At 66.3% G+C, this 26,589-nt stretch carries 22 protein-coding genes and 1 pseudogene; 15 read left to right on the forward strand and 8 right to left on the reverse strand.

Annotated elements, in window-relative coordinates; genetic code table 11:
• The coding region (locus VKP62_14640) for a hypothetical protein (protein MEB3198435.1) at positions 1-2,135 on the reverse strand (2,135 nt) is incomplete at its 3' end.
• Between the two features lie 206 nt (positions 2,136-2,341).
• Between VKP62_14640 and VKP62_14645 the strand changes: the two genes are divergently transcribed.
• Positions 2,342-2,698 carry a Spx/MgsR family RNA polymerase-binding regulatory protein gene (locus tag VKP62_14645; protein MEB3198436.1) on the forward strand — a complete coding sequence of 119 codons (357 nt, stop codon included), beginning with the start codon at positions 2,342-2,344 and terminating at the stop codon, positions 2,696-2,698.
• 31 nt (positions 2,699-2,729) lie between these two features.
• Here the strand turns inward: VKP62_14645 and VKP62_14650 are convergent, their stop codons facing one another.
• Positions 2,730-3,164, reverse strand: coding sequence for a hypothetical protein (locus VKP62_14650; protein MEB3198437.1), 435 nt, complete (start codon positions 3,162-3,164; stop codon positions 2,730-2,732).
• A gap of 88 nt (positions 3,165-3,252) precedes the next feature.
• Here VKP62_14650 and VKP62_14655 point away from each other — a divergent pair, with 88 nt between their 5' ends.
• On the forward strand, positions 3,253-5,130 hold the full coding sequence (locus VKP62_14655; protein MEB3198438.1) for a hypothetical protein: 1,878 nt from the start codon (positions 3,253-3,255) through the stop codon (positions 5,128-5,130).
• A 57-nt stretch (positions 5,131-5,187) separates the two neighbouring features.
• On the forward strand, positions 5,188-6,339 hold the full coding sequence (locus tag VKP62_14660) for an MltA domain-containing protein (GenBank protein MEB3198439.1): 1,152 nt from the start codon (positions 5,188-5,190) through the stop codon (positions 6,337-6,339).
• Positions 6,340-6,356: 17 nt separating this feature from the next.
• On the opposite strand, the gene VKP62_14665 is transcribed toward VKP62_14660, so the two are convergent.
• Complete coding sequence (locus VKP62_14665; GenBank protein MEB3198440.1) at positions 6,357-7,277, reverse strand: hypothetical protein; 921 nt, start codon at positions 7,275-7,277, stop codon at positions 6,357-6,359.
• Positions 7,278-7,495: 218 nt separating this feature from the next.
• Here VKP62_14665 and VKP62_14670 point away from each other — a divergent pair, with 218 nt between their 5' ends.
• Entirely contained in the window at positions 7,496-8,752 is a 1,257-nt protein-coding gene (locus VKP62_14670; protein MEB3198441.1) for a S8 family serine peptidase, read from the forward strand.
• A gap of 119 nt (positions 8,753-8,871) precedes the next feature.
• On the opposite strand, the gene VKP62_14675 is transcribed toward VKP62_14670, so the two are convergent.
• Together VKP62_14675 and VKP62_14680 are read right to left on the reverse strand one after the other, a co-directional pair.
• Positions 8,872-9,321: a hypothetical protein gene (locus VKP62_14675; GenBank protein MEB3198442.1), complete on the reverse strand. Its 450-nt coding sequence runs from the start codon at positions 9,319-9,321 to the stop codon at positions 8,872-8,874.
• A gap of 195 nt (positions 9,322-9,516) precedes the next feature.
• On the reverse strand, positions 9,517-11,340 hold the full coding sequence (locus tag VKP62_14680; GenBank protein ID MEB3198443.1) for an N-acetylmuramoyl-L-alanine amidase: 1,824 nt from the start codon (positions 11,338-11,340) through the stop codon (positions 9,517-9,519).
• 340 nt (positions 11,341-11,680) lie between these two features.
• On the opposite strand from VKP62_14680, the gene VKP62_14685 reads away from it, so the two are divergent.
• From VKP62_14685 to VKP62_14695, 3 genes are all read left to right on the forward strand, one after another.
• Entirely contained in the window at positions 11,681-13,825 is a 2,145-nt protein-coding gene (locus VKP62_14685; protein MEB3198444.1) for an ATP-dependent Clp protease ATP-binding subunit, read from the forward strand.
• Positions 13,826-14,056: 231 nt separating this feature from the next.
• Positions 14,057-14,464, forward strand: a complete 408-nt coding sequence (locus tag VKP62_14690) for a hypothetical protein (protein MEB3198445.1) — start codon at positions 14,057-14,059, stop codon at positions 14,462-14,464.
• A 194-nt stretch (positions 14,465-14,658) separates the two neighbouring features.
• Positions 14,659-15,105 carry a hypothetical protein gene (locus tag VKP62_14695; GenBank protein MEB3198446.1) on the forward strand — a complete coding sequence of 149 codons (447 nt, stop codon included), beginning with the start codon at positions 14,659-14,661 and terminating at the stop codon, positions 15,103-15,105.
• Between the two features lie 138 nt (positions 15,106-15,243).
• Here the strand turns inward: VKP62_14695 and VKP62_14700 are convergent, their stop codons facing one another.
• On the reverse strand, positions 15,244-15,621 hold the full coding sequence (locus tag VKP62_14700) for a hypothetical protein (GenBank protein ID MEB3198447.1): 378 nt from the start codon (positions 15,619-15,621) through the stop codon (positions 15,244-15,246).
• 282 nt (positions 15,622-15,903) lie between these two features.
• Here VKP62_14700 and VKP62_14705 point away from each other — a divergent pair, with 282 nt between their 5' ends.
• The 5 genes and pseudogenes from VKP62_14705 to VKP62_14725 all read left to right on the forward strand — a co-directional run bounded on the left by VKP62_14705 (position 15,904) and on the right by VKP62_14725 (position 21,844).
• Positions 15,904-16,902: a malate dehydrogenase gene (locus VKP62_14705; protein ID MEB3198448.1), complete on the forward strand. Its 999-nt coding sequence runs from the start codon at positions 15,904-15,906 to the stop codon at positions 16,900-16,902.
• A 190-nt stretch (positions 16,903-17,092) separates the two neighbouring features.
• Positions 17,093-18,631 (forward strand): class I SAM-dependent methyltransferase, encoded by a 1,539-nt coding sequence (locus VKP62_14710; protein MEB3198449.1) that lies wholly within the window; start codon positions 17,093-17,095, stop codon positions 18,629-18,631.
• A 299-nt stretch (positions 18,632-18,930) separates the two neighbouring features.
• Positions 18,931-19,569, forward strand: a complete 639-nt coding sequence (locus VKP62_14715) for a hypothetical protein (protein ID MEB3198450.1) — start codon at positions 18,931-18,933, stop codon at positions 19,567-19,569.
• Positions 19,570-19,933: 364 nt separating this feature from the next.
• Positions 19,934-21,325: a hypothetical protein gene (locus VKP62_14720; GenBank protein ID MEB3198451.1), complete on the forward strand. Its 1,392-nt coding sequence runs from the start codon at positions 19,934-19,936 to the stop codon at positions 21,323-21,325.
• 165 nt (positions 21,326-21,490) lie between these two features.
• Positions 21,491-21,844 (forward strand): annotated as a pseudogene (locus VKP62_14725) (DMT family protein).
• 42 nt (positions 21,845-21,886) lie between these two features.
• Here the strand turns inward: VKP62_14725 and VKP62_14730 are convergent.
• On the reverse strand, positions 21,887-22,525 hold the full coding sequence (locus VKP62_14730) for a hypothetical protein (protein MEB3198452.1): 639 nt from the start codon (positions 22,523-22,525) through the stop codon (positions 21,887-21,889).
• A gap of 300 nt (positions 22,526-22,825) precedes the next feature.
• Here VKP62_14730 and VKP62_14735 point away from each other — a divergent pair, with 300 nt between their 5' ends.
• Both VKP62_14735 and VKP62_14740 read left to right on the forward strand, forming a co-directional pair.
• Positions 22,826-23,392: a hypothetical protein gene (locus tag VKP62_14735; protein MEB3198453.1), complete on the forward strand. Its 567-nt coding sequence runs from the start codon at positions 22,826-22,828 to the stop codon at positions 23,390-23,392.
• Between the two features lie 139 nt (positions 23,393-23,531).
• Entirely contained in the window at positions 23,532-24,371 is an 840-nt protein-coding gene (locus tag VKP62_14740) for a hypothetical protein (protein ID MEB3198454.1), read from the forward strand.
• Positions 24,372-24,417: 46 nt separating this feature from the next.
• Here the strand turns inward: VKP62_14740 and VKP62_14745 are convergent, their stop codons facing one another.
• Positions 24,418-25,737 carry a M48 family metallopeptidase gene (locus VKP62_14745; protein ID MEB3198455.1) on the reverse strand — a complete coding sequence of 440 codons (1,320 nt, stop codon included), beginning with the start codon at positions 25,735-25,737 and terminating at the stop codon, positions 24,418-24,420.
• Between the two features lie 115 nt (positions 25,738-25,852).
• On the opposite strand from VKP62_14745, the gene VKP62_14750 reads away from it, so the two are divergent.
• Positions 25,853-26,589: hypothetical protein (locus tag VKP62_14750; GenBank protein MEB3198456.1), on the forward strand; the 737-nt coding region annotated here is incomplete at its 3' end.

Raw genomic sequence — 26,589 nt, forward strand, 5'->3', positions numbered from 1 at the left:
TCCAGCTCGATCACCCGATGATTGCCCGTGTCGGTCACCAGCAGGCGCCCGTTGCCCAGCACGCAGACGTAATTCGGTTTGAACAGACCGTCACCGCCACAGCCCATCTCGCCATAGGTCCAGGCCGGCTGCCCGTCCGCATCGACCTCCACCAGACGGTTGTTGCCGGTGTCCACCACCAACGTGCCGCCCGTGCGTAGCCGGATCGCATGACGCGGTCCCTTCAGGCGACAGTCCTCGGCCGTCTGCCAGGTCACGCTCCGCGCAGGCGTCACTTCCTGCACCCGGTTGGCCCCCATATCGACCACCAGGGTATTGGCATTCTCCAGTCGCGCGGCATGCACGAACCCGGAGAAACGCCGGGTCAAGGTGTCACCTTCCGGACTGTAAAGCCAGGCCGACCGACCGGTCCGATCCAGTTCCGCCACCTGACGCTTGAGCGGGTTGATCAACAAAAAACGTTCGCCCGGCAGCTCGCCCCAATCATCAGTGGCCAGCAGGGCCGCCGTGGGAGGGGCGGCCGGTGCCCGCACGGGCGCCACTCGCACCTCGCCGGCCGGGGAAACCGCCCGGGGGCCATCGGTGGCGTCTGGGCGAGCACCCTGTGCCAGCGGGACCGTGGACCTCAATTCCTGGGGCATCCGCAGCGACGGCGGCGCGCCGCTCGAGACGGCGTAGTATTCATCCATCAGCGCCGGGTAACGCTCCTGCATGAAGGCCTCGAACTCGGTGGCCGTCACGGGCAGCACGCGCACGGGAAGGTTGCCGGCCAGGTCGATGGCAAACTGGCGAGAGCGGGGATCGGAAGGGTTGCCCATGGCCACGATCAGATTGCCATCGATCTCGTTGAGCGGGATCACCCCACGATCGCGGATCAAGCGTTCCGGCAGACGAGCCAGCACCCCCGGGTCGATCGGCACGGTGGCCAACGACAGCACCGACTCTCCCCCGCCGGCCAGATGGGCCCGGGCCACTTTCAGGTGGTCCTCACTGAGCACGCCCATGTGCAGCAGGGCGGTGCCCAGATCCGGCGCTTCGGGACACCAAGCTTCCGGCGCGGGCTGACAGACCATCCACGGCATCTCACGCAACGCGTGGCTCTTGTGGATGCGCTGGCGCGCCCGGTCCATCTGCAACAGGTAGACCTGGTCTCGGGTTTCGAAGGAATAGGTGACCAGGAAGGCGGAATCCTCGTCGAAGCCCGGAGTCAGGGGCAGGATGGGCCTTTCGCCCTCGCCCTTACCAGGCAAATTCAGCAGGTGTTTCACACGCAGATCCGGCAACGAAATGGTCAGGAGACCCATTTCGCGTGGTCCCTTGGCAAAACAGGCCAGCAATTGCGAGCCGTCGTGATTCAGCAGGAGCGACCCCAAGGGACCGGTGGGAAACAGCTGATAACGCAGCTTCATGCTGGCCAGGTCGAGGATGCCAAGGCGAGGCGTGAGCCCATCGCTCAGGTAGACGGTCCGCTGGTCGGGCGTGATCGCAACGCCCATCCCGCGCTGATGGCCCGCAGGCCGCAACGAGACGGCGCCCTTCTGGACGCGCTCGGCCACGGAGATGACATGCACGGTGCCGGCCCCGCGGTTGACGGCCACCAGCAAAGCGCCCTGGGGAGACGGGTACAGGTCGAGCGGGCCAGTCACCCCGGCCGGATTGAGCCACGGAGATGGCAAGTGGGCGATGCGCGGGCTGGTGGCGCGACTCGGCGGCGCCCCTGGGTACAGGAAGGCCCCCGCCGGGGTGGGAATGATGCCAGGCGTGGGGCAATCCGCCATCGACAGCCAGCGTTTGGGCGCCAGTTCGCCAGGTTCGAGCATCAGCAACTGGTCGTCCGCGTAGCGCGTCCAGCCCACCGGTTCCAGTTCTCCGTCGCCCTCGTCTCCCGGCACGAGCGGCAGGCTTCCCAGGCTGGTGCCGACCACAGGGTCCACCAACTGTAAACGCTTGCCATCCGCGGCGGGAACGAACGCCACGCCCATCGGGATCGCCTCGGGGACCGGAAGGGCCGCGAGTTGAACCCGCGCGGCCTCCAGCTGCTCCTCGGAGACGAGGCCTTGCTCCAGCAGAAATTCGCCGAGCAGGTGGGACGAAAAACGGGTGTCGTCGTCTTGAGCGACGGCAGTCTCGACCATAGGATCCCCAGGCTTCACGAGCGTGTCGGGTGGTGGGCGGTGGCCATGCGCGTGACGCGCCCGTGCCCTCCGCACGGCTCACCATTATAGCGCGTCCAGCAGGGCCCTCGCGGGGCCCCGAGGGACAATGCGCCGGTTTAAACCTCGCCCTGAGAGGGAACTCGGGGAGAGCCCCCTTCGCGCCCCGCCATCCCCCGGAGCTGCCCGTGTCTTCGCGAACCCTTTACCTCAAATCCGGTTGCTCGACCTGCATCTCGGCGCGACGCTGGCTGACGGAGGCCCACGTGCCCTTCGCGGAACGCGATATGTTCCGGCACCCCCTATCGGATGACGAGCTGGAGACGCTGGTCTCCAGGGTGTCCGCCGCCAGCCTGTTCTCGTTTCGCAGCCCGTCGGTCAAGTCGCTGGGATTGAACCCGGACGCCATGGCGGAAGCAGAGATGTTGCACTGGATGGGGCGAGAACCCCGGTTGATCCGTCGCCCCTTGCTGGTGACCCCCGAGCGAATCGTGATCGGGTTCGACCCGGAGGCGCTCCGCGCAGCCCTCGACGCAGGGGCCTGAAGGGCGCGAGGCGCTGCGGCCGAGCCCCGCGTCACTGCACCTGGATCGAGGTTTTCAGGCGATTGCTGTTCCGACCGAGCACATCGATCAGCCAGAACTCGACGTCGAATCGGCCGTTTTCGTTCTGATTCGGCAAAGGGCCGGCTTTCAACAACATGACCCGTCCGTTCGGCACGATCGGCAGAGGTTCGGGGAAGGGGTACTCCTGCGTGCCCAGGCGCGTCGCGATTCCGTAAGCCTTGGCCGCCCCCGCCCCCTGGATCACCACGCGAAAGTGGAGTTCGAACAGTTCGCCGGCCGTGAAACGGATCGACGGCATGGTCAGATCACGGATCTGGAGCTGCGTGGCACTGTTGCGAGAAGTATTGGCCGCCAGTGCCAGGGGCGCATCGGTGGCGTCACAGGCGGTCAAAGCCAGGTACAATAGTCCGCCCAGACATGTTTGAAGTCCTTGGTGAAGTTTCACCGCGCGCCCTCCTTGCCAGCGCGTTCCGACGACCGCAAGCCGCCCGCGGAGGCTTGACCATCCCATTCTATGCGTGAAAGGGGCCGGCTTGTCGTTTTCCTTGTCACAGGCCCAGATCCGAGAATTCGCCGCCCAACAGCGACAGACCGGACGCCTGGGCCAGATGCTGGGCCTCGATCTGCCCGGGCGCGACCGCCTGTTCGAGGCTCTCTATCAGGAATTCCAAGAAAGCCTGACAGCCGCCTTGACGCAGGCCCGGGCCACGGGGGAACCCTGTTCCCTCGATGGCAGCGGCATCTCCCTCACGGAGGGGGGCGATAGGTGGTGGGTGCACCCCGATGGTCGAATGGACCGTGAACTGACGCCATTCGAGGGGCTCGACACCCTGTTCGCGGCGGCTGCCGCGCCACCGTCACCTGGGCCTGCCGATGCGGCCTCGGCCGAATCCCTGCTAAAGGCTTGCTACCAGGCTTTCTGGGCCCCCTCTGCCACCAACTGGCAACCAAGCCGGGTGCTGGTCTGTCCGGCCACGTGGCTGCAGCCTTACGTGCCAGACCTCCCGGCTCACGTCCCTCCCGAGTCACTGGGCTGGCTGCTGTTGCTGCGCCGGGATCGTTACGAATCGCTCCTCGGCGATGTGCTCGAACCCTTCGGGCAAGCCGTCACGGCCCGCGAGGAATCGCTGGATTCGGGCATCTTTGCTCAGACGCTGCGTCTGGCAGCCCTGGCCCAGGGGCTCAGCCTGACAGAGGCGGTGCTCGATCAGGCACAGGCCAGCGCCCTCGCCACCAAGCTGCCGGGGCTGCTGGAAGGTCTGGCGCATGATGATGGTCTCGACGAGGCCGAGGGTCAGGCCCTCGCAGCCCTTCGACAGGAGCTGGCCTGCGGGCGTTACCTGCCCGACGCCGTGATGGCCGTGGGCACCTCCCAGGGCCGTCCGGAAGCTTGGCAAGCCTTCCCGGATCTGGTAGCGGCCCATTCGACCCAACGGATCGCCTCGCCGCAGCGGGAGTTGTCCGAAGACGCATTGCGGGCGCTGTGGCGAGAGGCGCTGCAGAGTCTGCCACCAGGTGAACGCGAGCACCTGGAGCTGACCAACTTCTCCTGGCGGGACCAGGTGCCCAGACGCATCGGCGAGGCGATGCACGAGGCCCTTTATGGTTCCCCCAGCGAAGCCACGGGCGACGTTCAGGGCAGTGGCCTGCTGGAGGCCATGACCGTGCGACATTACATGCTGGAACTCGAGGCCCGCCAGCCAGACTGGCTGGCCCGCCACCTTCCAGCGGGCTGGCAGACCTGGGACGAGACGGCCTTGCGACAACAGACGCGGGACCTGCCCGTACGGGTGGATCACCTGGGGTCTCACCTGCGCGAACGCCTGCTCAGGGATGGAAAGTACCGCGTTCAGGACGGGGAGTTGCGGGATGAGCGAGGGCGTCCCCTGGGGGTGGCCATGCTGGTCCGGCTGATGAAGGGACTGGCCAGCACCTTCGGGCATTACTTTCTGAGATTTCAGAACACCCACCCGCAAAACGCCGTCCTGCTGGCCCGCGAAGCCCCAGGCCGGGCCTCGCACCTCACGTGGCGTTCCGCGGGGAAGGCCGCCGCGAGTCTGACCTGGCTGGCACGCGCGCGCGGCTGGACCAGCATCGTCAAGACCGGTCCGATCGACCTCGCGGGCGCCGCCATCCTGGAAATCCTGCGGGACAATCCCGACCAGCGGCCTGAACTCGAAGCCCTGAAAGCTTCGCCGTCCGGGGGCCCCTGGAAAGCGGCCCTGACCTTTCAGGTCGGCCTGCCGCTGGCCGGCAGCGATCGGGTCGAGGATGGAACACGCGAGCCGCACCATGGGTTGGAGGAACGCCGCAAGGATCGTCGTCCCCCCCGCGCCTGCTTCTCCCAGCACGTCTGGGTGCTGGGCGCCCCCTCCGCCTCGGCGGACGACGCGCCTCCCGGGGGAGCCTGACCAGGCTGTAACCCAACACACGGTGCTGGTCCAAGGTGGAACGCTAGCATGACGCTCATGAGACGCCTTCTGTGCTGCCTGCTGCTGCTGGGCTCCGGGATCGTGGCCGATGCCGCGCGGGCTCAAAGCGAGGAAACGCCCCCCCCGGACACCCAGGCACCGCCCAACCTGCAGGACGATGGAGACAAGGCCTCGCTGCTCGAGGCCATCGCCCAGACGCGACGGTATCTCAACGGCCTCAACCGCAAGTCGCTCAGCTTTGCCGGTCGTATGGTGTCCCTGGACCTGCTGCGAAGGGGCCTGGCGGACTTTGAAGAACTGGTCCAGCGGGCCTGGGGCCAGCCGACCTTCGACACGGAACTGGCGGCCCGCTTCACCTGGGTGCCCATGCCAGGCAAGGACGCCCAGGGCAGCGTCCATTTCACCGGATACTACCGTCCGATGTTGGAGGCACGGGAGCAGGCCGATGAGACCTTCCGTTTCCCGCTGTACGCCCCGCCGGCCGACATGCTGCCTCTGGATCTGGGCGCGTTTCGGCCCTCGCTGGCGGGCCAGGTGGCCATGGCGCGCATCAAGGCGGGCCGCATCCTGCCCTATTACACCCGCAAGGAAATCGACGACGGACAGGCCCTGGCGGGGCGCGGGCTCGAGATCGCCTGGGTCGCGGACGCCAATGCCCGGGCCTCGTTGATGATCCAGGGGTCGGGAATCCTGCGCTTCCCGGATGGGCGGACGACCAATGTGGCCTACGCGGGACAGAACGGCCACGTCTTTCTCGGCGGCGACCAGCGCGCCAACCCCAGTTATGTCTTTTTTCGCCTGACCTCCGACGGGCCGACGGGATGTGACGGCGTGCCGCTGACGGGGGGACGGGCGATCGCCACCGACAAGCGCCTTTTCCCGACCGGCGGGTTGCTGTGGATCAGTTACCCGCGGGCGCGTTTCGACGCCCGCGGACGCGTCACGGGCCTCGAAACTGGAGGCCGTTTCGTGCTTGACCAGGACACGGGTGGCGCCATCACGGGCCCCGGTCGCATCGACGTCTTCTGGGGCGCGGGGGAGGAGGCCACCCGGCGAGCATTCGCCCTCAACGGACAAGGACGCGCCTGGTTCCTGCTGCCACGGGAAGCGCCCCTCGGGGAGCCCTCGGTGCCTGCTCCCCTGGAGACAGGAGACGGAGGCGTCGTGCCGCCGGCGGCCCAGCCGTAGGCTCAGTTCAGGCGTCTTCAGCCCACCTGCGGCCCCGCTGCGAGTTCGGGAAAAAGCAGAGACGGGGAGAGTGGAGCGGGCTCCATCAGGCGCATGAACAGCTCGGTCAGGCCCGGCCCCGAAGCCAGCAGGCCGCGTCGCAACCAGGGGGAGCCATGCAGGCCCTGCTCGGTCTGGCGCACCAGCTGGCCGAACCAGCCGGCAGGCTCGAACGCATCCGTCTGATGCGGGCAGAGCGAGCCGTCCCGGCGGACGATCGCCAGGGGCGCCTGATAGATGTCGCGCGGCGCCAGGGCGCACGCAAACAAGCGATGACGCTGGCCGAGCAGGTCCAGCCCCTGCTCGGCCAGCAATTGCGAGACGAGCCGTGAACAGGAAACGGCCTCCGACTCGGCCGTCCCCATCAGGCCATACGGACGGCCCACCGCTTCCCGCGAAGCAGCCTGCAGTCGCCGCAAGGCCTGCGGCTCCCAGGCTCCGGCCGGGCGCACGATCGCCATCTCCGTGGCACGAATCCGTCGCGAGGCTTTGGCAACCGCCGCCTCGGGCGTGCTGATGACGGCTCCTTCTGGCCAGTAGGGGTCCAGCCATGCCGTTTCATCCAGCACCAGCGAAACGTGCATCCAGGGGCCGTAAAGGGTGCGCAGCACGTTCCAGGGCAGCCCCGGTTCCAAACTACGCCAGAAGACCAGGTCGCCCGGCCGGGTCAGCGCCTTCAAGGTGTCACAGCGCCGCGCGTAAGAGGCGTCTTCCCGCTCAGCGTGGCGCACGTCAGGGTTGTGGGGCAGCAGGTCGGGCAGGCGAGCGAGCAAGGCCGCGGCCTCCGGGGTGAGCGGCAGGCCCTGCAGCCAGTTCAGGCTCTCGGGCTGCACCTCCCCCGCCTGCGCCGCCACCGCCCAGAGTTCAAGGATGGACGCCGGGGCCAGGGGCAAGGGCAAGGAGTCGAGAGCATTCTGAAGCGTACGAAGCGTCGCGGAAGCGGATGGGCGCACTGACACGCCTCTAACGATACGGATGAGGCACAGCGGAGGCAAGTCAAAATCAGGGGAGGCGTCGAAGCAAGTTTTGATATGATTAACACGATAAAAAGTTTGGTTTAAAGAACCCGTCATCCATCTGGTGCGTCATTCGGCGCACAGTGCCCCTGGAGGCCGTTTTGACCCCATTCATTTCTCGCACCGCGACCCTCCTCCTGCCCGCCATCGTGCTCGCCGGCTGCGGCATGTCGACCATGGCCCCTGTGGCACGCTCCCTGGATGCCGGCGGCGTGGAGGCCAGCAAGGCCGTCCTCGCGAAGCGTCTGATCGTCGGGTTCTCCAAGACCCAGGCCACCAAGGCCCTGGCCCAGGCCGAACAGGTCGCTGGTGGCAAGGCCGTCCGCGTGATGCCCAAGCTGGCCCTGGCCGTGCTCGAGACGCGTAGCAACCCGGCCTCCACCCGCAAGGCCCTGCTGGCGATCGAAGGGGTCCAGTTCGTCGAGAGCGAATTGCTGCCCGAACTCGAGCCCGTGCGGGCCAAGGACGTCGTGGTGCGCCCCCGTCAGGACAACAGCAAGGTCGATCCCCTGCGCAAGGACCAGTGGTATCTCGAAACGCTCGGCGTCCCGGCTGTCTGGTCGTCCGGTCGCAGCAGCAAGAGCGTCACGGTGGCCGTGGTCGACACGGGCGTGGATCTGCGCCACACCGACCTGAAGGACAAGCTGGTGGAAGGCTGGAATGCGGCCGCTCCCGGCACGCCTCCGCAAGACCAGCAGGGGCACGGCACCATGACAGCCGGTCTGGTCGGGGCGATGGCTGACAACGGCGTGGGCATCGCGGGCGTGGCCCCCAATGCCAAGATCATGCCCGTGAAGGTCGGTAACTCGGCCTCCTCCGTGGTGGATGCCATGGTCTGGGCAGCCGACCACGCCGATATGATCACCATGAGCCTCAGCTTCAAGCCCAACATGGCCGAGTATCCGACGGCCGTCCAGACCACCAAGCGGGCCGCCGAATACGTGATGAGCAAGGGCGTGCCGATGGTCTGCTCGATGGGCAACACCGGCACCAGTTCCAAGAACGTGCCCTCCGGTTTTGCCGGCAATGAGGTGCCCGACCTGATCGCCGTGGGCGCCACGGACATCCGCGACAAGGTCACCAACTTCTCGACGTACGGCAACTGGTGCTCGGTGGCCGCCCCCGGCGCCAACATCATCACCACGGCGATGGGCGGCGGTTACAAGGCGGTCGACGGAACGTCCTTCTCCACGCCGATCACGGCAGGAGTCGTGGCCCTGATGCTGGGCGCCGGACAGGAGAAGAACCCCGGCGCGCTCAAGAAGCGCCTGCAAGACACCGCCCTCGACATCGGCGCGCCGGGCTACGATGAAAAGGCTGGGGCCGGCCGCATCAACGCCGACAAGGCCGTTCTCTGATTCGACGCGCCCGCGCGGCGCGTCCAGACATCAAATGACCCGCCTCCGAACTGGAGGCGGGTCATCGTGTGGTCCCGAAAGGCTGCGGGAGGTATCCCGGACCGCTTCGACCGTCGCTATCAGGGCTTGGGGAAGGGGGGGACCGGGTTCGGCGGGAACGGCATCGGCGTGGGGAAGCTGTTGCCCCGAACCACGATCTTCACGTCCCGGCGTTCGGTGTCACCGGCCGCGTTGGCCACCGTGCAACTCACCACGTACATGAAACCGCCGAAATTGAACCGCACGCGGTAGCGCGGACCGTTCGGCTTGTCGAGGTCGTCCCCATCGGTGGACCACTTGATGCTGGTGAGGTCCTTGCCGCGGACGTCAAAGGTCAAGGTCTGACCCTCGTTGGCGCTGGCATAATCCGGCGCATTCTGCCCGTTGATCAGCAACTGCGTGATCAGGCCGGTGGACTTGGCCTGGACCTGGGCCATGCGAGGGGCAGCCGGCAGGCTACCAGGGCGGGCAACGCCACAGCCCACCAGGGCAAGAGTCGTCAGGATGACGGCGGGGATCAAGGGTTTCAATGGCTTCTCCTCCGAGACGATGCCCGGCCGACGCCCAGGCGGTCAGGGCGACGGCGGCAGCCTCAGTGTAGCAAGCCCCACCCAATGCTTTATCAATTCTTTACCTTTTATTAACCCTGAATTGTCCACGTCAGCCCCTGCGACCCGCCCGTGCTCCCCCGACAGCCCAGGAGCCCCCCTTGCGGATCATTCAGGTCACTCGCGGGGACGCAGGAGCCAATCCCCGACGCCGTCGGCGATCGCCTCGGCCAGGCGACGCTGCTCGTGGGCGTCGACACACCACTCATATTCCTCGGGATTGATCAGAAAGCCCATCTCGAGCAATACCGAAGGCGCCGCACTGGGGCGGGCCAAGGCGAGGTTATCCCACCAGACCCCATAGGAGGGGCGCCCCAGGTCCTGGGTGACCCGTCGATGAATGGCCTGAGCCAGCCCGTGGGCCTGAGGATGGTACCAGAAAGCACCGAATCCCCGCGTGTTCTCGGCGTCACCCGCATCCGGCAGGGCGTTGTAATGAAGGCTCAGGGCCAGGTGCGGGGTGCTGCTCGCGATGATGTCGGTGCGGGCCTTGAGCCCCACCTCCTCGTCTCCATCGCGGGTCATGACGACGGTCGCCCCGCGCGCCTCGAGTTCGCTGCGCAGGCGCCGGGTCATCGGCAAGGTCACATCCTTTTCAGGCACCCCGGTGGGCCCGTGAGTGCCGCGATCGCCGCTGCCGCCATGGCCGGCATCGAGCACGATCCGCAGCCCCTCGAGGCGGCGCTGGTGGGCTGGGAGAGGCGGCGCGTGGCGCATGGCGAGCACCAGGGTCGTGCCCTCGTAGCGGGTTTGGTAGCCCCAGGGAAGCGGGGTCTTCAAGGCGAAACGGTAACGGATGCGGTCAGGGCCGACCTGGCTCCAGTCCAAACGGCGAATCAGGGGGTCCTCATCCGTGCGGATGATGTCCGTCTGAGCCTGGGCGTGATGCAATTGCAGGTTCAATTCCCGCTCGCCCACCTCGATCTGAAACGGCAACGCTTGCTGCAGCGGAATCAAGACCTCCGTCTGACCAGCCCGGGTCCGCCAGCGCAGGCTGCGCACCACGCTCGCAGGGGGAACAGCGCCCGGCAGGGTGACCGTCTCCTGCTGGTCGATCCAGGCCCCGTGAGCCAGGCGCAGGAACTGGCCATCTCGACCGGTGACCAGGGCCCGCGTCCCGCGAGGAAGCGGCGTCCCGCGCGAAAAATCGCTGCTCGGGCCACTCCGCGTGATGCCCGCTTCCGCCGACACCTCGATCACGGGCTGACGCTCCGGCGCCATCACCTCGAGCGAACCGGACCCGAGCGTCTGCGCCCGCTCAGCGCCCAGCGACACCTGAAAGATCGGCTTTCCCAGCCGCCCCGGCGTTCCGAAGCGCGCCACGCCCGCATAGGTCACGCGGGTCACCGCCACAGGCGCATTCTGGCCGGTCAGGCCCGCCTTGTTATCGGGCAATCGAGAAGCAGGGGGCTGCGGCACCAGCGGCACGGTGCGCCCCCCGATATGCACCGATACCAGCGCCCCCGGCGGGGCCACCGCCGCGAAGCGCACCGCCTCGCCTGGCTGGACAGCCCGGTCTTGCGCCGGCTCGAGCGAGCCCTCCGCGAAGTGAGGACCGGAGGCCAGCGGCACCTCCTGCGGTTTCCGCACCACGGTCATCTGCAGCGTCTGCCCGCGATGCGCGAGCGTCACCAGGTTGGAGCCCACCGCCAAGGGCAGGCTGGGGGCGAAGTGTCCCCCCGGGCTGCGATGCACGCGCTGACCATTGAGCCACACGACGTCGCCCGGCGCGGCCGTCCCGATCAAGAAGATTCGCTCGGCTGTCGTGACATGGCCGTTAGGCGGATACACCACCGCAAGCCCCTCGGCGCTGGCTGGCCGAGCAGGAAAGAGGGCGCAGAGCAGGGCAGCCGTCAGCAGGGAAAGGCCATCTCCCAGCCTCCCCCATCGGGCTGCCCCGCTGGACAGGCTGGGGAGACCAAGGTTGCGGCTCCGATGCATACACCCACCTCCTGCGTGGCCTCGGTAGGATGCCTGAGCCGACCCGTGCTGTCAATCGAAGGCGAAGCGGGCACTGGCCGAATCGTCACCAGGCGCGGAGCAGCACGCAGGACCTGAAGAACCCTGGTGAGGCGCTCCCAGGTCTGGGAGGGAACGGACGAGGCGCGCAGAGGCGGCAAGTCGCCCGCTAACAATAAGGTCTATTGACGACACCAGAGTGTCCAAATATGATGTGAGCACACTCAACTTAAGCCACTATGAGGATTGACCCGAGGGTCCCTTTCAAAGCCACAAGGAGGCTCCTGTGCTTTGCCAACACTGCGGAAAGCGTCCTGCGCACATGCGCGTGACCGGACTGATCAATGGTCGCCGTCTGGCGATCGAACTGTGCCACGTGTGCGCCTCGAAAGGCGCGACCAGCCTTGGCATCTTGAACCTCGACCCGCGGGCGTTTCAGGAGGGCGAGGAAGAGCTGCCCGAGGGGCGCAAGGGAGCTTCCGCCACGCCCACCCTCGACCGCTATGCCATGGACCTGAGTGCTGCAGCCGCAAACGGCAAGCTGGACCCGGTGGTGGGACGCGAGCGCGAGTTGGAGCGTTTGGTTCGCATTCTGGTGCGCAAGACCAAGAACAACCCCGTTCTGGTGGGAGAGCCCGGCGTGGGCAAGACGGCCGTGGTGGAAGGGCTCGCTCAGCGCATCCACAGCAACACCGTGCCGGAACCACTTCAGGGTAAACGCGTGCTGACGTTGGACCTGGCCGGCATGCTGGCTGGCTCGAAGCTGCGCGGCGAGTTCGAGGAACGCCTGAAGAGCGCCATCGATGAGATTCGTGCCCAGGCCGGCCGGCTGATCGTCTTCATCGACGAATTGCACACCGTGGTGGGGGCCGGCGCCGCCGAAGGCGCCATGGATGCGGGCAACATCCTGAAGCCGGCCCTGGCTCGGGGTGAGTTGCGGGTCATCGGCGCCACGACGCTGGATGAATACCGCAAGCACATCGAGAAGGACGCAGCCTTGGAGCGCCGGTTTCAGCCGGTCCAGGTCGACGAACCGACCCCTGAACAGGCCCGGGCGATCCTGGCCGGGCTGCGGGGCGCCTACGAAACCCATCACCAGGTCACGATCGAGGAGGCCAGCCTGGATGCCGCGGTGGATTTCGGCATTCGCTACGTCAACGACCGCTTCCTGCCGGACAAGGCGATCGACCTGCTGGACGAGGCCTGCGCCATGGTGCGGCTGGCCAGCGAATCGCCCTACGAAGCTGAGCGAGCCCTGATCGACCGCCTGGCCTCGCTGGAGCAGGAGAAGAAGGCAGCCGTCGAGGCGGAACGCTTCACCGATGCCGCCCGCCTGCAGCAGGAGATTGCGGCGGGTGTCGAGCAACTCAAGGCGCTCAAAGCACGCGCCAGCGGCGGAGGGGACTCTCGGGTCACGCCGGCCCACATCGCCCGGGTCGTCTCCGAGTGGACCGGCATTCCGGCGGGCAAGATCGGCCAGGAAGATGCCGCTGCCCTGCTGGGACTGGAGAGCCGGTTGGCGGAGCGGGTGGTCGGTCAATCCGAGGCGATCCAGGCGATCGCCCGGGCCGTGCGACGCAGCCGGGCGGGTCTCAAGGACGAACACCGTCCCATCGGAAGTTTCATCTTCCTCGGGCCCACGGGCGTGGGCAAGACCGAACTGGCCAAGGCGCTGGCGCGGGAACTGTTCCACGACGGCGATGCCCTGATCCGGATCGACATGAGCGAATTCGGCGAACGCCATACTGCCGCGCGTCTGGTGGGGGCGCCTCCCGGCTATGTCGGTTACGACGAGGCGGGCCAGCTGACCGAAGCCATCCGGCGCAAGCCCTACAGCGTGGTGCTGTTCGACGAGATCGAAAAGGCGCACCCCGACGTGCATCAATTGCTCTTGCAGATCATGGAAGACGGACGCCTGACGGACGGTCACGGCAAAACGGTGGACTTCCGCCACGCCCTAGTGATCATGACGAGCAACGTGGGGGCCTCCAAGCTGGTGGGCACGCAGAGCGGCATCGGCTTCCAGACGGAGACCGGAGGCGCCGAGGCCGCGCGCTGGGAAAGGATGAAAGGCAATGCGCTGGAAGCCCTGAAGGCCGGTTTCAAGCCGGAATTCCTGAACCGGGTCGACGACGTCATCGTCTTCCGTCCGCTGGGCGAGTCCGAAATCCTCAGCATCGTGGACCTGATGCTGCAGAACACGCGCAGCAAGCTCCTCGCCCAGAACGTCACCTTGCACGTGACAGGAGCGGCCCGGCGCGCCCTGGCGGAGGTGGGCTTCGATGCCGCCTACGGGGCGCGTCCGCTGCGACGGGCCATCCAGCGAGAAGTCGAGGTTCCACTCGGAGACGCGCTGCTATCGGGGGCCTATCCTCCCGGCAGTGAAGTCGTGGTGGACCACCGCGACGGCCAGTTCACCTTGGGCGCACCGCTGGTCAGCCCCAGCTGTCGCGTGACCTCCCAGTAAGCGACCTCGTCATGCCGTCCGCCCCTCGCTGCGTCCCGAGCCAGCCTCCGGATTCGCGGCGGGGGGCCTTCCCAATGGAGCCCGGCAGCCTACTGAAACGGCGCTCTCCGAGGGCCCGATGCGGCTTGGCAGGCTCAGGTTTAGCCGGACGAGGCGAGGGGTACTTGAACCGGGGACCTCTGGCGAGCCAACCAGAGGGGCTGCCGTGAGCCGACCAAGGAGTGCGAAGCGATGGACCAGTTGGAACACACCCGCGCCATGCTGACGACAATCGTCGGCGTGGAACCTCGCATCAGCACCGATTGGAACGAGGTGCTCACCGGTCTGGACAACGAAGAGGGCTCCGTCATCATTGCCTTCACAGCGCCCGGGGGAGGCCTGGATGAGCTTTTGCAGTGGACGCTGCGCGGCTTCGACGGTCCTCTCATCCGTTACTTCGATCCCAATTCCGATGAGCCCCCCGGAACCGTGGCCGGAGATATCTTGCCGGCCGCTGGCCTGCCCGAGCGACGCGCCGTGGGAGACGGTCACCTCGTGATGGCGCAGGCGGACATGGCCAGCCTGTTCCAGCAAGGCGGGGGAAGGGCCCTGATCGCTGACGTCACGGACTCCTTCGAGCCCTCGCCCGATTTCCATTGAATCCCAGCCACTCTGACTTCAGTGTGACCGCCCGTGAAAACACCTCCAAGGTGTCCACGGGCCTTGGTTTGCCAGGCTGGGGGGCGCTTCCAAGGCTCGTTCTCGTCGTCGGTCTTCTGCTCAGCGCCGCCCCTGCCGCAGCGGCTCGGAAGGGGCCAACCACGCCAGCCGAGCAGCGGAGCCGCGGGGCGGTGATGTGCTCAGCCCGTGGCATCACGGCCTTTCCTCCCCCGGGCCTGCCAGCGCCCGTCTCCCGCATGCACCAGGCGATCGTCAGGGCCACGCGAGACTGCGATTTCGACCAGCTGGAACGCCTCGCGGTGGCCGGTCGTCCCCGCTTCGACTTCAGCTTCACGGGCGACAAGCGCCCCGCCAGCTTGTGGCGGCAACGCGAAGGACGGGGGGAAAAATTTGCCGCCCGCCTGATCCGGTTGCTGCGCATGACACCGAAACGGGAGGGCCAAACCTATGTCTGGCCGGCTGCCTTTGCCCGCAACGCCGATGACAGGGACTGGGAAGCCCTGGTGCCCACCTTCGGCCAGAATCAGGTCAAGATCTTCCGGGACTACGGAGGCTACACGGACCTCCGGCTCGGCATCACATCGGATGGCGACTGGATTTTTTGCGTGGATGGCGATTAGCGTTGGATTCGCGCGCCAGACGAGGGAGGCCAGGGCCAGCAAAACGCCAACCGGCCCCGAAAAACCGGGGCCGGTAAGTTTCGCAGCGTCCCAAGCGACGCCAGCAGCAAACGACTTCCAAGCGATTGAACGGCCCGTTCAGCGTGCCTTCTTGGCGCGACCGTTGACGCTCGCCTTTTCGACCGGCTTGAGCACGACGGTCTCCACCAGACCGGCATCGCGCAGGCGCTTGTACTCCTGAGGATTGAGGTTGTTGGTGGCGCCGCTCGCTTCCTGAGCTTCCTTCCAGGCCTTGTATTCGGCCCGCGAAACGCCAGCCGGCCAGCCCAGATTGGGGTTGGTGACGGCGCGCCGGCGACGCCGCTTGCGCTTGGGCTCCTCGCTGGGCGGCGCGAAGTGCTGGTTGTACACGTCGATCAGTTCACCCCAAATCCGCGCGACGTCTTCCGCTTTGCTTTCAGGCTTCTTGATCAATTCGGTAAGAATCTCAAGGGCTTTCTCTTCTGAAATGGGCATTAAAATCTCCTTCGTCAGGCGGGATTGTTCCACATTTTTGATTCATTTGGAATATGCGAGATGGATATATTTAATGACGTGATTCACAGCACGCAAGCGAATGACATCTGGATGATTGTCTGGATGATATCCATTTGACGCGCGCATTCCCGGGTCAAAGACGGGGCAGCCTCCGAAACCGGTCGTTTATCGGCCTCCCAGAGGGTTTGGGCGGTCGTCAACGGGGCGCGGGTGTGCTATATCAGGAGCGGTTGCCCCCTTCGAGAACTGGAGCGAACGCCCATGAAAGCACCCGTACGCGTCGCCGTGACCGGCGCCGCCGGTCAGATCGGTTACAGCCTGCTCTTTCGGATCGCCAACGGCGACATGCTGGGCAAGGACCAACCCGTCATTCTGCAATTGCTGGAAATTCCCAATGAAAAAGCCATGAATGCCCTCAAGGGCGTGGTCATGGAACTGGATGATTGTGCGTTCCCCCTGCTCGCCGGGGTGGTGGCCACGGACGACCCCGAGGTCGCCTTCAAGGATGCGAATTACGCGTTGCTCGTCGGTGGGCGCCCGCGCGGCCCCGGCATGGAGCGCAAGGACCTTCTGGAGGCCAACGCGCAGATTTTCATCGTGCAGGGACGCGCCCTCAACAAGGTCGCCAGCCGCGATGTGCGCGTGCTGGTGGTGGGCAACCCGGCCAACACCAACGCCTTGATTGCCCAGCAGAGCGCCCCGGACCTGCCGGCCAAGAACTTCACGGCCATGATGCGACTCGACCACAACCGCGCCCTGACCCAAGTGGCCCAGAAGGCCGGGAAGCCCGTTTCGGCGGTCACGCACATGACCATCTGGGGCAACCACAGCGCCACCCAGTATCCGGACCTCTTCAATGCCTTGGTGGGCGGCGCCAACGCGGCCGAGACCATCAACGACCAGGCCTGGTTGGAAGGCCAGTTCATTCCGACCGTCCAGAAGCGTGGCGCGGCCATCATCGAAGCCCGTGGCCTGTCCTCGGCCGCCTCGGCCGCCAATGCCGCCATCGACCACATGCGCGATTGGGCGCTGGGCACGCCGGAAGGTGATTGGGTCACCATGGGGATTCCCTCGGATGGCTCCTACGGCATCCCGGCCGGAGTCGTGTACGGCTACCCCGTCACCTGCAAAAACGGGGAATACAGCATCGTCCAAGGTTTGGAAATCTCGGAATTCAGTCGCGGACGCATGAACGCCACGCTGAAGGAACTGCAAGAAGAGCGCGACGTGGTGATGCCCATGATCGCCCAGCCGGTCTGATTCCCCTCTGACCTGAGCCCCTCATTTCCTCCGAAATGAGGGGCTTTCTGCTGAGGGCCCAGCCCCTCGCCTGGCCCCCCTTCACCGTGCCAGCGCCGTGGAACTCCGCCCTGGACCCCGATCACCGAAACCCGCGGAGGGGATGGGGTACGCTGCGGACTCAGCCCCCCTCTCCTCGCGAGGCCAGCCCATGAACTGGACAGAAGGATACGTCACCGAAGTCACCTACACGCACGGGTACTACCGGGAACTCTCCCCTGCCCTGATGCGTCTGGCCTGTCTCAGCCAGGGGCTGGCGGCGCCGGAGGCCGACGACTTCCACTACCTGGAACTGGGCTTCGGGCAGGGGTTGAGCGTGAACATGCACGCCGCCGCCGTGGACGGCACCTTCTGGGGAACGGACTTCAATCCGTCCCATGCGGCCCAGGCCCGTGCCTGGAGCCGCATCACGGGCACCGACCTGGTCGCGCTGGATGCCAGTTTTGCGGAACTGGCCGCCCGAGATGACCTGCCGGCCTTCGACGTGATCGGGCTCCACGGCGTGTGGAGCTGGATCTCGCCCGAAAATCGCCGGGCGATCGCCGAGCTGGCCCGTCGCCATTTGAAGGTGGGGGGCGTGCTGTATGTCAGCTACAACACCACGCCAGGCTGGTCGCCGACCATCCCGGTGCGTCACCTGATGTGCCTGCACGCCGATCTGGCAGGGGCCGAAATTCAAGGCATGCCGGGGCGTATCAACGGCGCGATTGCCTTCGCTCAGCGGCTGGTGGACTCGAATGCCGGCTACTTTCGCAACAACCCGGTGGCCGCCGATCGGATCAAGAGCCTGGCGAACCTCGACCGCAACTACCTCGCCCACGAATATTTCAACCGGGACTGGCACCCGATGTCTTTCTCGGAAGCGGCAGACATCCTGTCCGAAGCCAAACTCAGTTTTGCGGGATCCATCCACTTGCTCGACCATCTCGATGCGATCAATCTGTCGACCGAGAATCAGAAAATTCTGGCCGAGATTCCTCACCCGGTCCTGCGCCAGAGCGTCCGCGACTACATGGTCAATCAGTATTTCCGGCGCGACCTGTTCATCAAGGGCCCACGCCGCCTCAGCGCGGCGGAGGCTGAACGGGCGTGGCGGGACGCCGCCTTCGTCCTGACCAGCCATCCGGATGACGTGCCGATGACCGTTCAAGGCGCGCTGGGACCGGCCAATTTGCTGGAAAGCCTCTACAAACCCTTGCTGGCAGCCTTTTTCGAGGACGGTGCCGGCCCCAAGACGCTGGGACAACTGCTGGAGCGTCGCGATCTGCCCAACGTCAACCTGGCGCAGCTGCGCGAGGCGGCCCTGGTCCTGACGGGCGCGGGCCATCTCTTTCCGGTGCAGCCGAGTTCGGCGAACGGCCACGCCCGTTGTCGAGCCTTGAACCAGCACCTGATCGAGCGGGCCCGCTCTGCGGGTGATATCAACTTCCTGGTCTCCCCCGTGATGGGCGCAGGCCTGATGGTGGCGCGCATCCCCCAACTGTTCCTGGCCGCCGTGCAGGCCGGTGCAGCCGATGCCCCGACCATCGCCCAGCAAGTGTGGGACATCCTCAACGCGCAGGGACAACGCCTGATTCACGAGGGCAAAACGCTGGAGTCGCCGGAAGAGAACCTGGCGGAACTGGAGCGGCAAGCTCAGGCCTTCCTGGATCGGCGCCTCCCCGTGCTGAAGGCGCTGGCGATCGCCTGATTGGCGCCCGCTCCTCTGCTCAGGGGCGCCCTGGGGTTCATCGCCCTCTCTGCCTTTCGACCACCAAACGGTGAACAGGGGCCGCGAACGATTGGATGCCACCCGAGCGGGTATGAGGGAGACAGGGCCGTTTGAAGCCAGGCGCGATGTGGCCGCTTCACCCAGGCCAGACCGCCTTGCTGACGGGTTCGGTTCTCGAGCGCAAGTGTGAGGGCAACCGACACGACAATCCTCCCAGGACCGGAATGCACCGGCGCCGGCAGAGGGACCCCCGGCAAGGGTCACGAGGAGTTCAGACGGTGACACAACCCATTCGCGCCCAGGAATCGACTCAACGCCCCGCGCCGATCACGCCAACCGAGTTGCGCGCGCAGGAGCCCAAGCCGCTTTCGAGCCGGATCGAGGCGGACAGCTTTCTGAGCACCCCACCCACGCCCGAGCAAATTCTGGTGATGGAACAGGCGATCGCCGCGTTGGACGCCCTCCCGCCAACGCCCAAAGGGGTGCTCGAAAAGCGCTCCTGGCTCCAATCGACGGCTCGAGTCCGCCAGGACGCCCAACGCGCGGCCTACGCGCTGGGCAATGCGGCGTTTTTTCACAACGCCTATCCCAAGGCGCGGGCCGATGCCGCCTCCGACAAGTTCCACGCCTTGCACGAGCGGGTGAACCGGATGGAAGAACAGGCTGGTCTGCGCCAACCCCTGCCGCCGCGTGATCCGGACCGCCCCAAAGGAAGCTGGAGCAAGGCCAATGAAAAATTGCTGAACAGTCGCTATGGGGGCTCTTTGGGCCTGCTCCTCGCACCCGCGGCCCTGCTGTTTGACGGCGCCGATGCCCTCGGGCGCCCCGCGGAACGGGCGCATTATCCCGAAGCGATGAAGGAATACCAGCGGCGCCTGGGCGAGTACGAAAAGGCGAGACGGGACTTCCCTCTCTAAACCTGGCGCCGCACGCCCGTCATCAAACGCTTCCGGGATCGCCTCGGCGGTTCCGCCGGCGTGATCGTTCTCGGCTCGACGGATTGTGTCGGGCCCGCAGGGCCCGCTGCAGGTTCCGGTGAATCGACCTCCGGCCCTTGATGAGCCTGCTGCCTGCGAGTCTGCGCCGCCAAATGCGCTCGCCTGTTGAAGAGCGGGCAACGAGGCTCGGGAGGCGCCGGCTGGTCGAACGATCTGACAGGTGAAGGACAGTTCATCCTTGGGTACGGGAAAAGGTGGAGCGACCCGACCTTCCGCAGTGGACTCGTCGCAGGGCCTGTGAAACCCGCCAGTCGCCCCTTCCGACAGGAGGAATCTTCGTTCGATGAAGTCACATCAGAATCGGGCGCTCGGCGCGGGCCTTTGCCTGGCCCTCTCGCTCACGTTGCCTGGCTGTGCCGTACCCAACATCTCGACGGCCGATGCCCAGAATGCCTTGAACGTCGCGGCCAAATTCGCGTCCGTCGGTCTCAAGGTCCTGGACGATGCCGGCATCGAGACCCCCTTCTCCCAGGAAGACATTCAATCCGTGCTGGTCAATGGCCAGAAAATCGTGGCGGCCTTCGATGAGGCCGGGAACCTCAAGGTCCCGGTCGAAGCCGGCAAGGATGCAGCCGTCGAGGTTCAGTTCAAGGACGGCCAATCGGTCAAGATGCCAGTTAATGTGGCCCAATCGGACTTTGACGGCGGCAAGACCCCTCAGCTTCAGGCCTATGTGATGCCCGGCTCGGAGGACAACCAGCTGCTCGCCGAAGTGGGTCGCGCCAATCAAAGCCGCGAGCAGATCTTCGATGGCAAGACCGTCGTGTTCGACACCGCCGTGGCGGAACTGACGAACGAGAACGCCGCCGCCTACTACATCGGGCCGCACAAGTCGCCCCGCCAAAGCTGGTGGGTCAAGGACGGCAACCTTCACATGCACGCCTCCAACCTGTTCCTGATGATGCAGGCCCAGGCGGGGCAGGCCGCCGGCCCAGGCGCCACCGACGCGCCCGCGGCAGCCGCGCCGCCCCCGCCCAAGTACTTTGCGCTGCTGCAAGCCCCGCCGCCCCCGCCGCCTGGCGGGATGCAGCCCCCACCTCCGGGTGGTGCCCAGCCTGGCTCCGGCGCGATGCCACCCCCGCCTCCGGGTGGTGCGCAGCCTGGCCCCGGCGCGATGCAACCCCCGCCTCCGGGTGGTGCGCAACCTGGCCCCGGCGCGATGCCAAAGGCCCCTGGCGGCAATCGCAAGGTCCACCTGACCATCGCCGCCAAGCTAGGTTCCGGTATCAAAGTCTGGACCTTCACGCCCAAGCGTGACGATTACAGGCTGCCTGGCCCCCCGCCTGTGGAACGCATGGGCATGGTCAAGTTCCAGAATCCTCCTAAGCTCAACAAGACCGATTACGACGTCAGGGAAGAGGTCTTGAAGAGCCTGGCCGAACTGGAAGCGCGGATGCCGGGTGGCCCGAACAAACGTCTGCCGCCTGCACCGACGCGGAAGCCCGGCGGACCCGGCGCAGGCCCTGTTGGCCCCGGTGGCGGACCCGCAGGCCCCACGGCTGGCCCTGGACGGCCCGGCGGTGGTCCGGCCCCCGCACCGGGTGGCGCGCCTGCTCCCGCACCGGGTGGTGGTCCTGCCCCCGCACCGGGTGGTGGTCCTGCCCCCGCGCCGGGTGGTGGTCCTGCTCCTGCACCGGGTGGTGCGCCGGCTCCCGCCCCATTCAGCGGGCGCTAAGTCCGTCAGACCAGACGATGCGTCGGCCAGGTAACCGGCCGACGCCCAGTTGGGGCGCCCCGAGGCACACGCGGCCTGGGGCGCCCTTCCGCTGACGTCCACGCAGCTCTCCTGGAGGCGGCCGTCGGGGCGAAGCGAAACGGATGTTGTTCAGGAGGAGATTCCTTGGCCCACCTTCCTGTCGGTTTCCAGACGGTCCTGCTGCTGGTGGCCTCCAATGTGTTCATGACCTTCGCCTGGTACGGGCACCTCAAGCACTAGGCGGCATCTCCCTGGTATGTCGCGGCCCTCGCCAGCTGGGGCATTGCGCTGTTCGAATACCTGCTGCAGGTGCCGGCCAATCGCATCGGTCACACCCAGTACAGCGTGGCCCAGCTCAAGATCATGCAGGAGGTCATTACCCTGGCGGTCTTTGTGCCGTTCGCAATCGCCTACATGCGCGAGGCCCCCCGCTGGGACTTCCTGTGGGCAGGGTTGTGCCTGGTCGGCGCCGTCTATTTCATGTTCCGTTCGGCGTGAGGCTGCCGCCCACGCCTGGTCTGGGATGGCGATAAGAGCGCGTCAGCGCCTCTGGTCGCGCCAGGCCGCCGGATACTTGGTTTCAACCGGCATGATACCCAGCACCGTGCCCGTCTCGGCGTTGACGTGAACCAGGTTGCCCCCACCCGCCACGCTCCAGAGGGCGTGAATGAACTTGCTGGGATGCGTCAGCGTGACCATCCGCAACGGGTTGTTGTTGCCTGGAATAAAATAGGGCTGGGCCAGCAGCACCGCCCGGTTGGCATCGATCAGGGTCTTCCCCAGCGGCTTGAGAACGTCCATCGGCTTGACCAGGTCCGGCTGGCTGTACTCGACGGCGCGCTGGTTCTGGTCAGACAAGAAGGTGGCCACCACCAGCACACTGCGCCGACTCGGCGAGAAAAAGCTGTGGTTGACGGCTGATAGGCGCTCCACCTTGACCAGGCCCCAGGCCACAAAGCGCAGCTCGGCGTCCTCAGCCCATTCGGCGGCCCTGGCGCGTGCGGCGGATTCGACGCCTTCCGGCGTGATCAACACCCCAGGCTCCCCCACCTTGCGCCAACCGAACTGGCGAGAACTCGCGCGCGCCTCAAGGCCATTCGAGGCAGCAGCCAGCGGAGTCGGAGCCTGGGCGCAAGCGCCCAGTGAGAGGGCGGCGAGGAGGGAAGCCAGGATACGCATCGGTCAGCAGCCTTTCAGAAGCCAGAAAAGGATTGCGCCGCTCCAAGGTTCAGGAGCGACCCCATGGTGGCACGCCCTTAATGCAAACTGCAATCAGTATTAACCTTTTAATAACCATTGACCTGGAACAGATCCCGGCGTTGACGAAGCATGACAGCTCCCGTTGAGGCCTGAAAAACGTCTCTCCGACCAACACCCCGTCCATTGAGGCCGCTGAACGTCAGCGCTGGCTTCTCTCGCTTCTCTGTCGGGCGACGCTGCCCGCCCCGTTACAGTGATGCCATGGCGACAGGAGGCCCCATGGGACACCACAGCGATCATCAGATGGGATGCGGGCAGCACCATTTGCCCCCGGGCGCCGCCCGATTCTATCCGGAAACGCGTCAGTTTCCGCCCGACACTCCCCATGCGCACGTGGCCGGCTACGGCGAGGCCATCTGCACGGATTGCCAGGCCATCTGGCGCCACAAACGCTGGCAGCTCGATGCCATCGGGGCCTCGCGGCTGGCCGGGCACCCTCGCGTCCGCAGGCTCCGATGCCCCGCATGCACGCAGATCGCACGCCACGAGTACGATGGCGAGGTCTTCCTCGAGGGCCCCCTGGTATCGAAAGACCACGGGGCAATCCTCGGGCTGCTCCGCAACACCGAATGGCGCCTCCGACAAAACAATCCCCTCGCGCGGCTGGCCCGCATCGAGCGAACAGGAGACCGCCTGCGCATTCTGACCATCACCCCCTTTCTGGCCGAGCGCATCGGAAAGGAGATGCAGAAAGCCTACGATGGCACGCTGCGGATCACCCACGCGCAACGGGAGCGATTCACCCGCGTTTTCTGGAGTCGCGACGAGGACGGTGACGTGCGCTGAGGGCCCGAGGAGCCCGCTCCGCGACACTCGGTGAGGCGAGGCGGCGGACGATCACCCTCCCGGAACCTCGACCAGCAGATAGGAGCGCACCCAAGCGGGTATGAGGGCAGGGTCCTCCCTTGCTTGACGGAGTCCCCCCGTGCGCGACTGCCCCACTCCTCGCCGCCGAACTGTCGGTTCACGCCTGCGCAGGCCTGCCGTCCAAGGGCTGCTGGGCCTGGCTCTCTGGCTGGCCAGCGCACCGGACGCCCAGGCCCTGCAATTCGGCGAATCCTCCACCACGGGCAAATCGACCCTGCTGCTCCCTCTGCGGGGAAGCGGGGCGGTGATCGGCCCTTTGGGCTACACCTACGGCCTGCGATTCGGCCAGAATGTCACGGACATGCTCGGGGCAGCCCCTCCCATCAGCGGCCTCACGGAAGCCGGTAGCGCCCTGCTGGATGCGGACCTGGGCCTGGCATACCGCTTCACGCTGGCGGACATCAACTTTCTGGGCAAATTCAATCCCAGCGTGGGGCCCTTCCTGGGCTACCGCTGGCTGGGCACGCTCAGCGGGCACAGCAACCTCCCGACCTCCGTGGGCCAGTTTCTGCAGAACAATGGCCAGCTGACCACCGTGGCCAGCCTGGCTCAGTTCCACGGACTCCATTACGGCGTGGGCTTCGACAGTGAATTGCCCCTGGGCTTCCGGGCCTTTGCCAACGCCGCCCTGACCACCCTGCTGGCCGGAAACTGGGACCAGCGGCGCAATGGCTTGACCGTCACCCAGCAGGGCCGGATCGACCCACGTCTGACCACCTTGCCGAGCCTGGGCGCCGGCCTTGTCTGGCAACCCCTGCCGATGCTCGCCATCAGCGCTGGCTATGATATCTTGGCGCTGCCCACGGCCATGCGCTCGCAGGACGCCAGCCTGGCCCCCGGCCTGACCACCCTGCGGAACTGGTCGGTGGGCGCCTCGATCTTCGGCATCAGCTTCTGACGGAGCGACCGGGGCCTCCTGCCCAGCTTGGCTGGCCCAGCAGCCGCTACCGCGACGCCGCTGGGACCGTCGCCAGGCGTTCCAGCGCCCCGATCCGCAGCGGCGTGGGCGGGTGAGAGTCGTGGAAGCGCGAGTACCAGGGGTCGAGCGTCAAGGGCGCGGCGTTGTCGCGGTGTAACGCCACCAGGGCGTCCATCAATTCGCTGGCTGAGGAGGTCTGCGCCGCATAGGCATCCGCCTCATATTCGAAGCGGTGGGGCAACCACGCAAACAAGGGCTGCAAAGGGAAGGTGACGAAGGGCAGGAGCGCGGTGAAGAGGATGATGCCCAGACTGTCAGTCAGCGGGCCCGCGTGCAGGCTCAGCAGCGCCGTCGGAATGCCGAGGCTGCCGGCGATCGCCGGGTGGTCCATCCAGAGCCCGAAGGCGGCGAAGCCGACGAAGGAGGTCAACAGTTCCGCCCCGATCAGCCGGGGGATGTGACCGCAGCGATAGTGCCCGATCTCGTGGGCCAGCACGGCTTCCAGATTCGACTCGGACAGCCGGGCCACCAGGGTATCGAACAGCACGATCCGCCGGGTACGCCCCAGGCCGGCAAAAAAGGCATTGCCATGACTGCTGCGCCGACTGCCGTCCATGACGTACAGGCCCTGGGCCGAAAATTGGCAGCGTTCCAGCAATCCTTCCAGCCGGGCTTTGAGCGCCCCCTCCTCGAGCGGCTTGAAGGTATTGAAGAGCGGCGCGATCCAGACCGGAAACGCCACGGCCAGCCCTGCGGTGAAGATGGCCTGCACCGCCCAGAGGGCCACCCACCAGGCCCCGCCCAGCCAGACACGATGGCCCATCAGCCACAGCGCAACGGCCAGTAACGGCACCCCCAGCAGGCTCAGGAGCAGCATCCCCTTGAAGAGGTCGAGCAAGAAGGTCTGCCACGTCATGCGGTTGAAGCCAAAGCGGGCCTCGATGCCAAACTGCGCATAAGCGGATAAAGGCAGATTCAGAAGCGTCTGCAGCAGGACCACGCCCACGACCAGGGCGATCGCCGCTGGCATCGGCCCCAGCTGGCCAGCCACCACCCAGTGGCCCAGCGTGCTCAGCCACCAGGCCAAACCACCGCCCCACAACAGGGCCAGCAGAAAAGCCAGGCCCAAGACCTCCGTCAGTCTGCCCAGGCGCAAGCCACTCAGGGCATAGTCGATGGCCTTCTGGTGATCCGCCAGGGTGACCTGAGCGGCAAAGCGAGGAGGCACCACCGATCGGGCGCGCCGCAAGTGGCTCGCCTGGCGCCAGGCGAGGCCCCACTGCAACAGGACGGAAGCGGCCAACAGCGCAAGAAACAGCGCGGTCAAGGTCTGAGCGTCGGGCATCGGCTTTCCTCAGGCCAGCAGGCCGGCAACGGGAACCCTTCATTTAAGCGGCTCCCTGAGTAGAACGCCAGTTGCGCCCCTAAGCTACAATCCTGAAGCGACAGGAGGCGCTTCCATGACCCCGAAACAAGCCCGCTGGGCCGCCATCACCGTGACCGCCGGCGCCCTGGCCATCACCGCCGCCCTGGCGTTGCAGCCGCCAGGCCACATCGGGCGGGCGTTGTGGCCCGCGGCGGTCGCCCTGGTGGCGATCGCCACGACCCGGCAAGCGACAGTCGGCTTGGCCTTGGGCATCCTGGCCGGCGGCCTGCTGCTGGTCGGCGGGGACCCCATCCGGGCGATCCGGGAATTGCTGGCAGCCCATCTCTTTCCGGCCGTCCAGGGCCCTTGGCGCATCGCGGCCATCGGCTTCACGCTGGTGATGGGGGCCTTCGCCGGCTTGCTGGAACACTCCGGCGGCTTCGAGTCTCTGCTGCGCCGCATCCTGGGGGACGGGCAAGGAGGGCGTCGTCGCCTGCTCCTGGGCGTCTATGGGGTCGGGCTGCTGTGCTTTTTCGACGGCCTGGCCAGCGCCATGCTGACGGGCCGACTGGCCCGCCCGCTGGTGGACCGGGCGCGCATCGCCCGGGAAAAGCTGGCCTGGATCGTGGATTCCACCAGTTCCCCGGTGGCCTGCATCTCGCTGGTGTCGACCTGGATTGCGACGCAGTTGAGCCTGATTGTCCAGGGACTCCAGGGAGCCCCCTTCCCCCTGGCCCCCTATGAGCTTTATCTGGGAAGCATTCTGGCCAATCCTTACTGTCTGCTCACGTTGCTCCTGATTCCGCTGGCGATCGCCTGGGACTACGAGCC

The organism is Candidatus Sericytochromatia bacterium (assembly GCA_035285325.1).
In the GTDB taxonomy this organism is placed as follows: Bacteria; Cyanobacteriota; Sericytochromatia; order S15B-MN24; family JAQBPE01; genus JAYKJB01.

Coding starts and splice junctions, on each gene's coding strand:
- VKP62_14660 (MEB3198439.1), top strand. CDS start 5,188: ATGAGACGCCTTCTGTGCTGCCTGCTGCTGCTGGGCTCCGGGATCGTG.
- VKP62_14680 (MEB3198443.1), bottom strand. CDS start 11,340: ATGCATCGGAGCCGCAACCTTGGTCTCCCCAGCCTGTCCAGCGGGGCA.
- VKP62_14685 (MEB3198444.1), top strand. CDS start 11,681: ATGCGCGTGACCGGACTGATCAATGGTCGCCGTCTGGCGATCGAACTG.
- VKP62_14690 (MEB3198445.1), top strand. CDS start 14,057: ATGGACCAGTTGGAACACACCCGCGCCATGCTGACGACAATCGTCGGC.
- VKP62_14695 (MEB3198446.1), top strand. CDS start 14,659: ATGTGCTCAGCCCGTGGCATCACGGCCTTTCCTCCCCCGGGCCTGCCA.
- VKP62_14700 (MEB3198447.1), bottom strand. CDS start 15,621: ATGCCCATTTCAGAAGAGAAAGCCCTTGAGATTCTTACCGAATTGATC.
- VKP62_14705 (MEB3198448.1), top strand. CDS start 15,904: ATGAAAGCACCCGTACGCGTCGCCGTGACCGGCGCCGCCGGTCAGATC.
- VKP62_14710 (MEB3198449.1), top strand. CDS start 17,093: ATGAACTGGACAGAAGGATACGTCACCGAAGTCACCTACACGCACGGG.
- VKP62_14720 (MEB3198451.1), top strand. CDS start 19,934: ATGAAGTCACATCAGAATCGGGCGCTCGGCGCGGGCCTTTGCCTGGCC.
- VKP62_14730 (MEB3198452.1), bottom strand. CDS start 22,525: ATGCGTATCCTGGCTTCCCTCCTCGCCGCCCTCTCACTGGGCGCTTGC.
- VKP62_14735 (MEB3198453.1), top strand. CDS start 22,826: ATGGGACACCACAGCGATCATCAGATGGGATGCGGGCAGCACCATTTG.
- VKP62_14745 (MEB3198455.1), bottom strand. CDS start 25,737: ATGCCCGACGCTCAGACCTTGACCGCGCTGTTTCTTGCGCTGTTGGCC.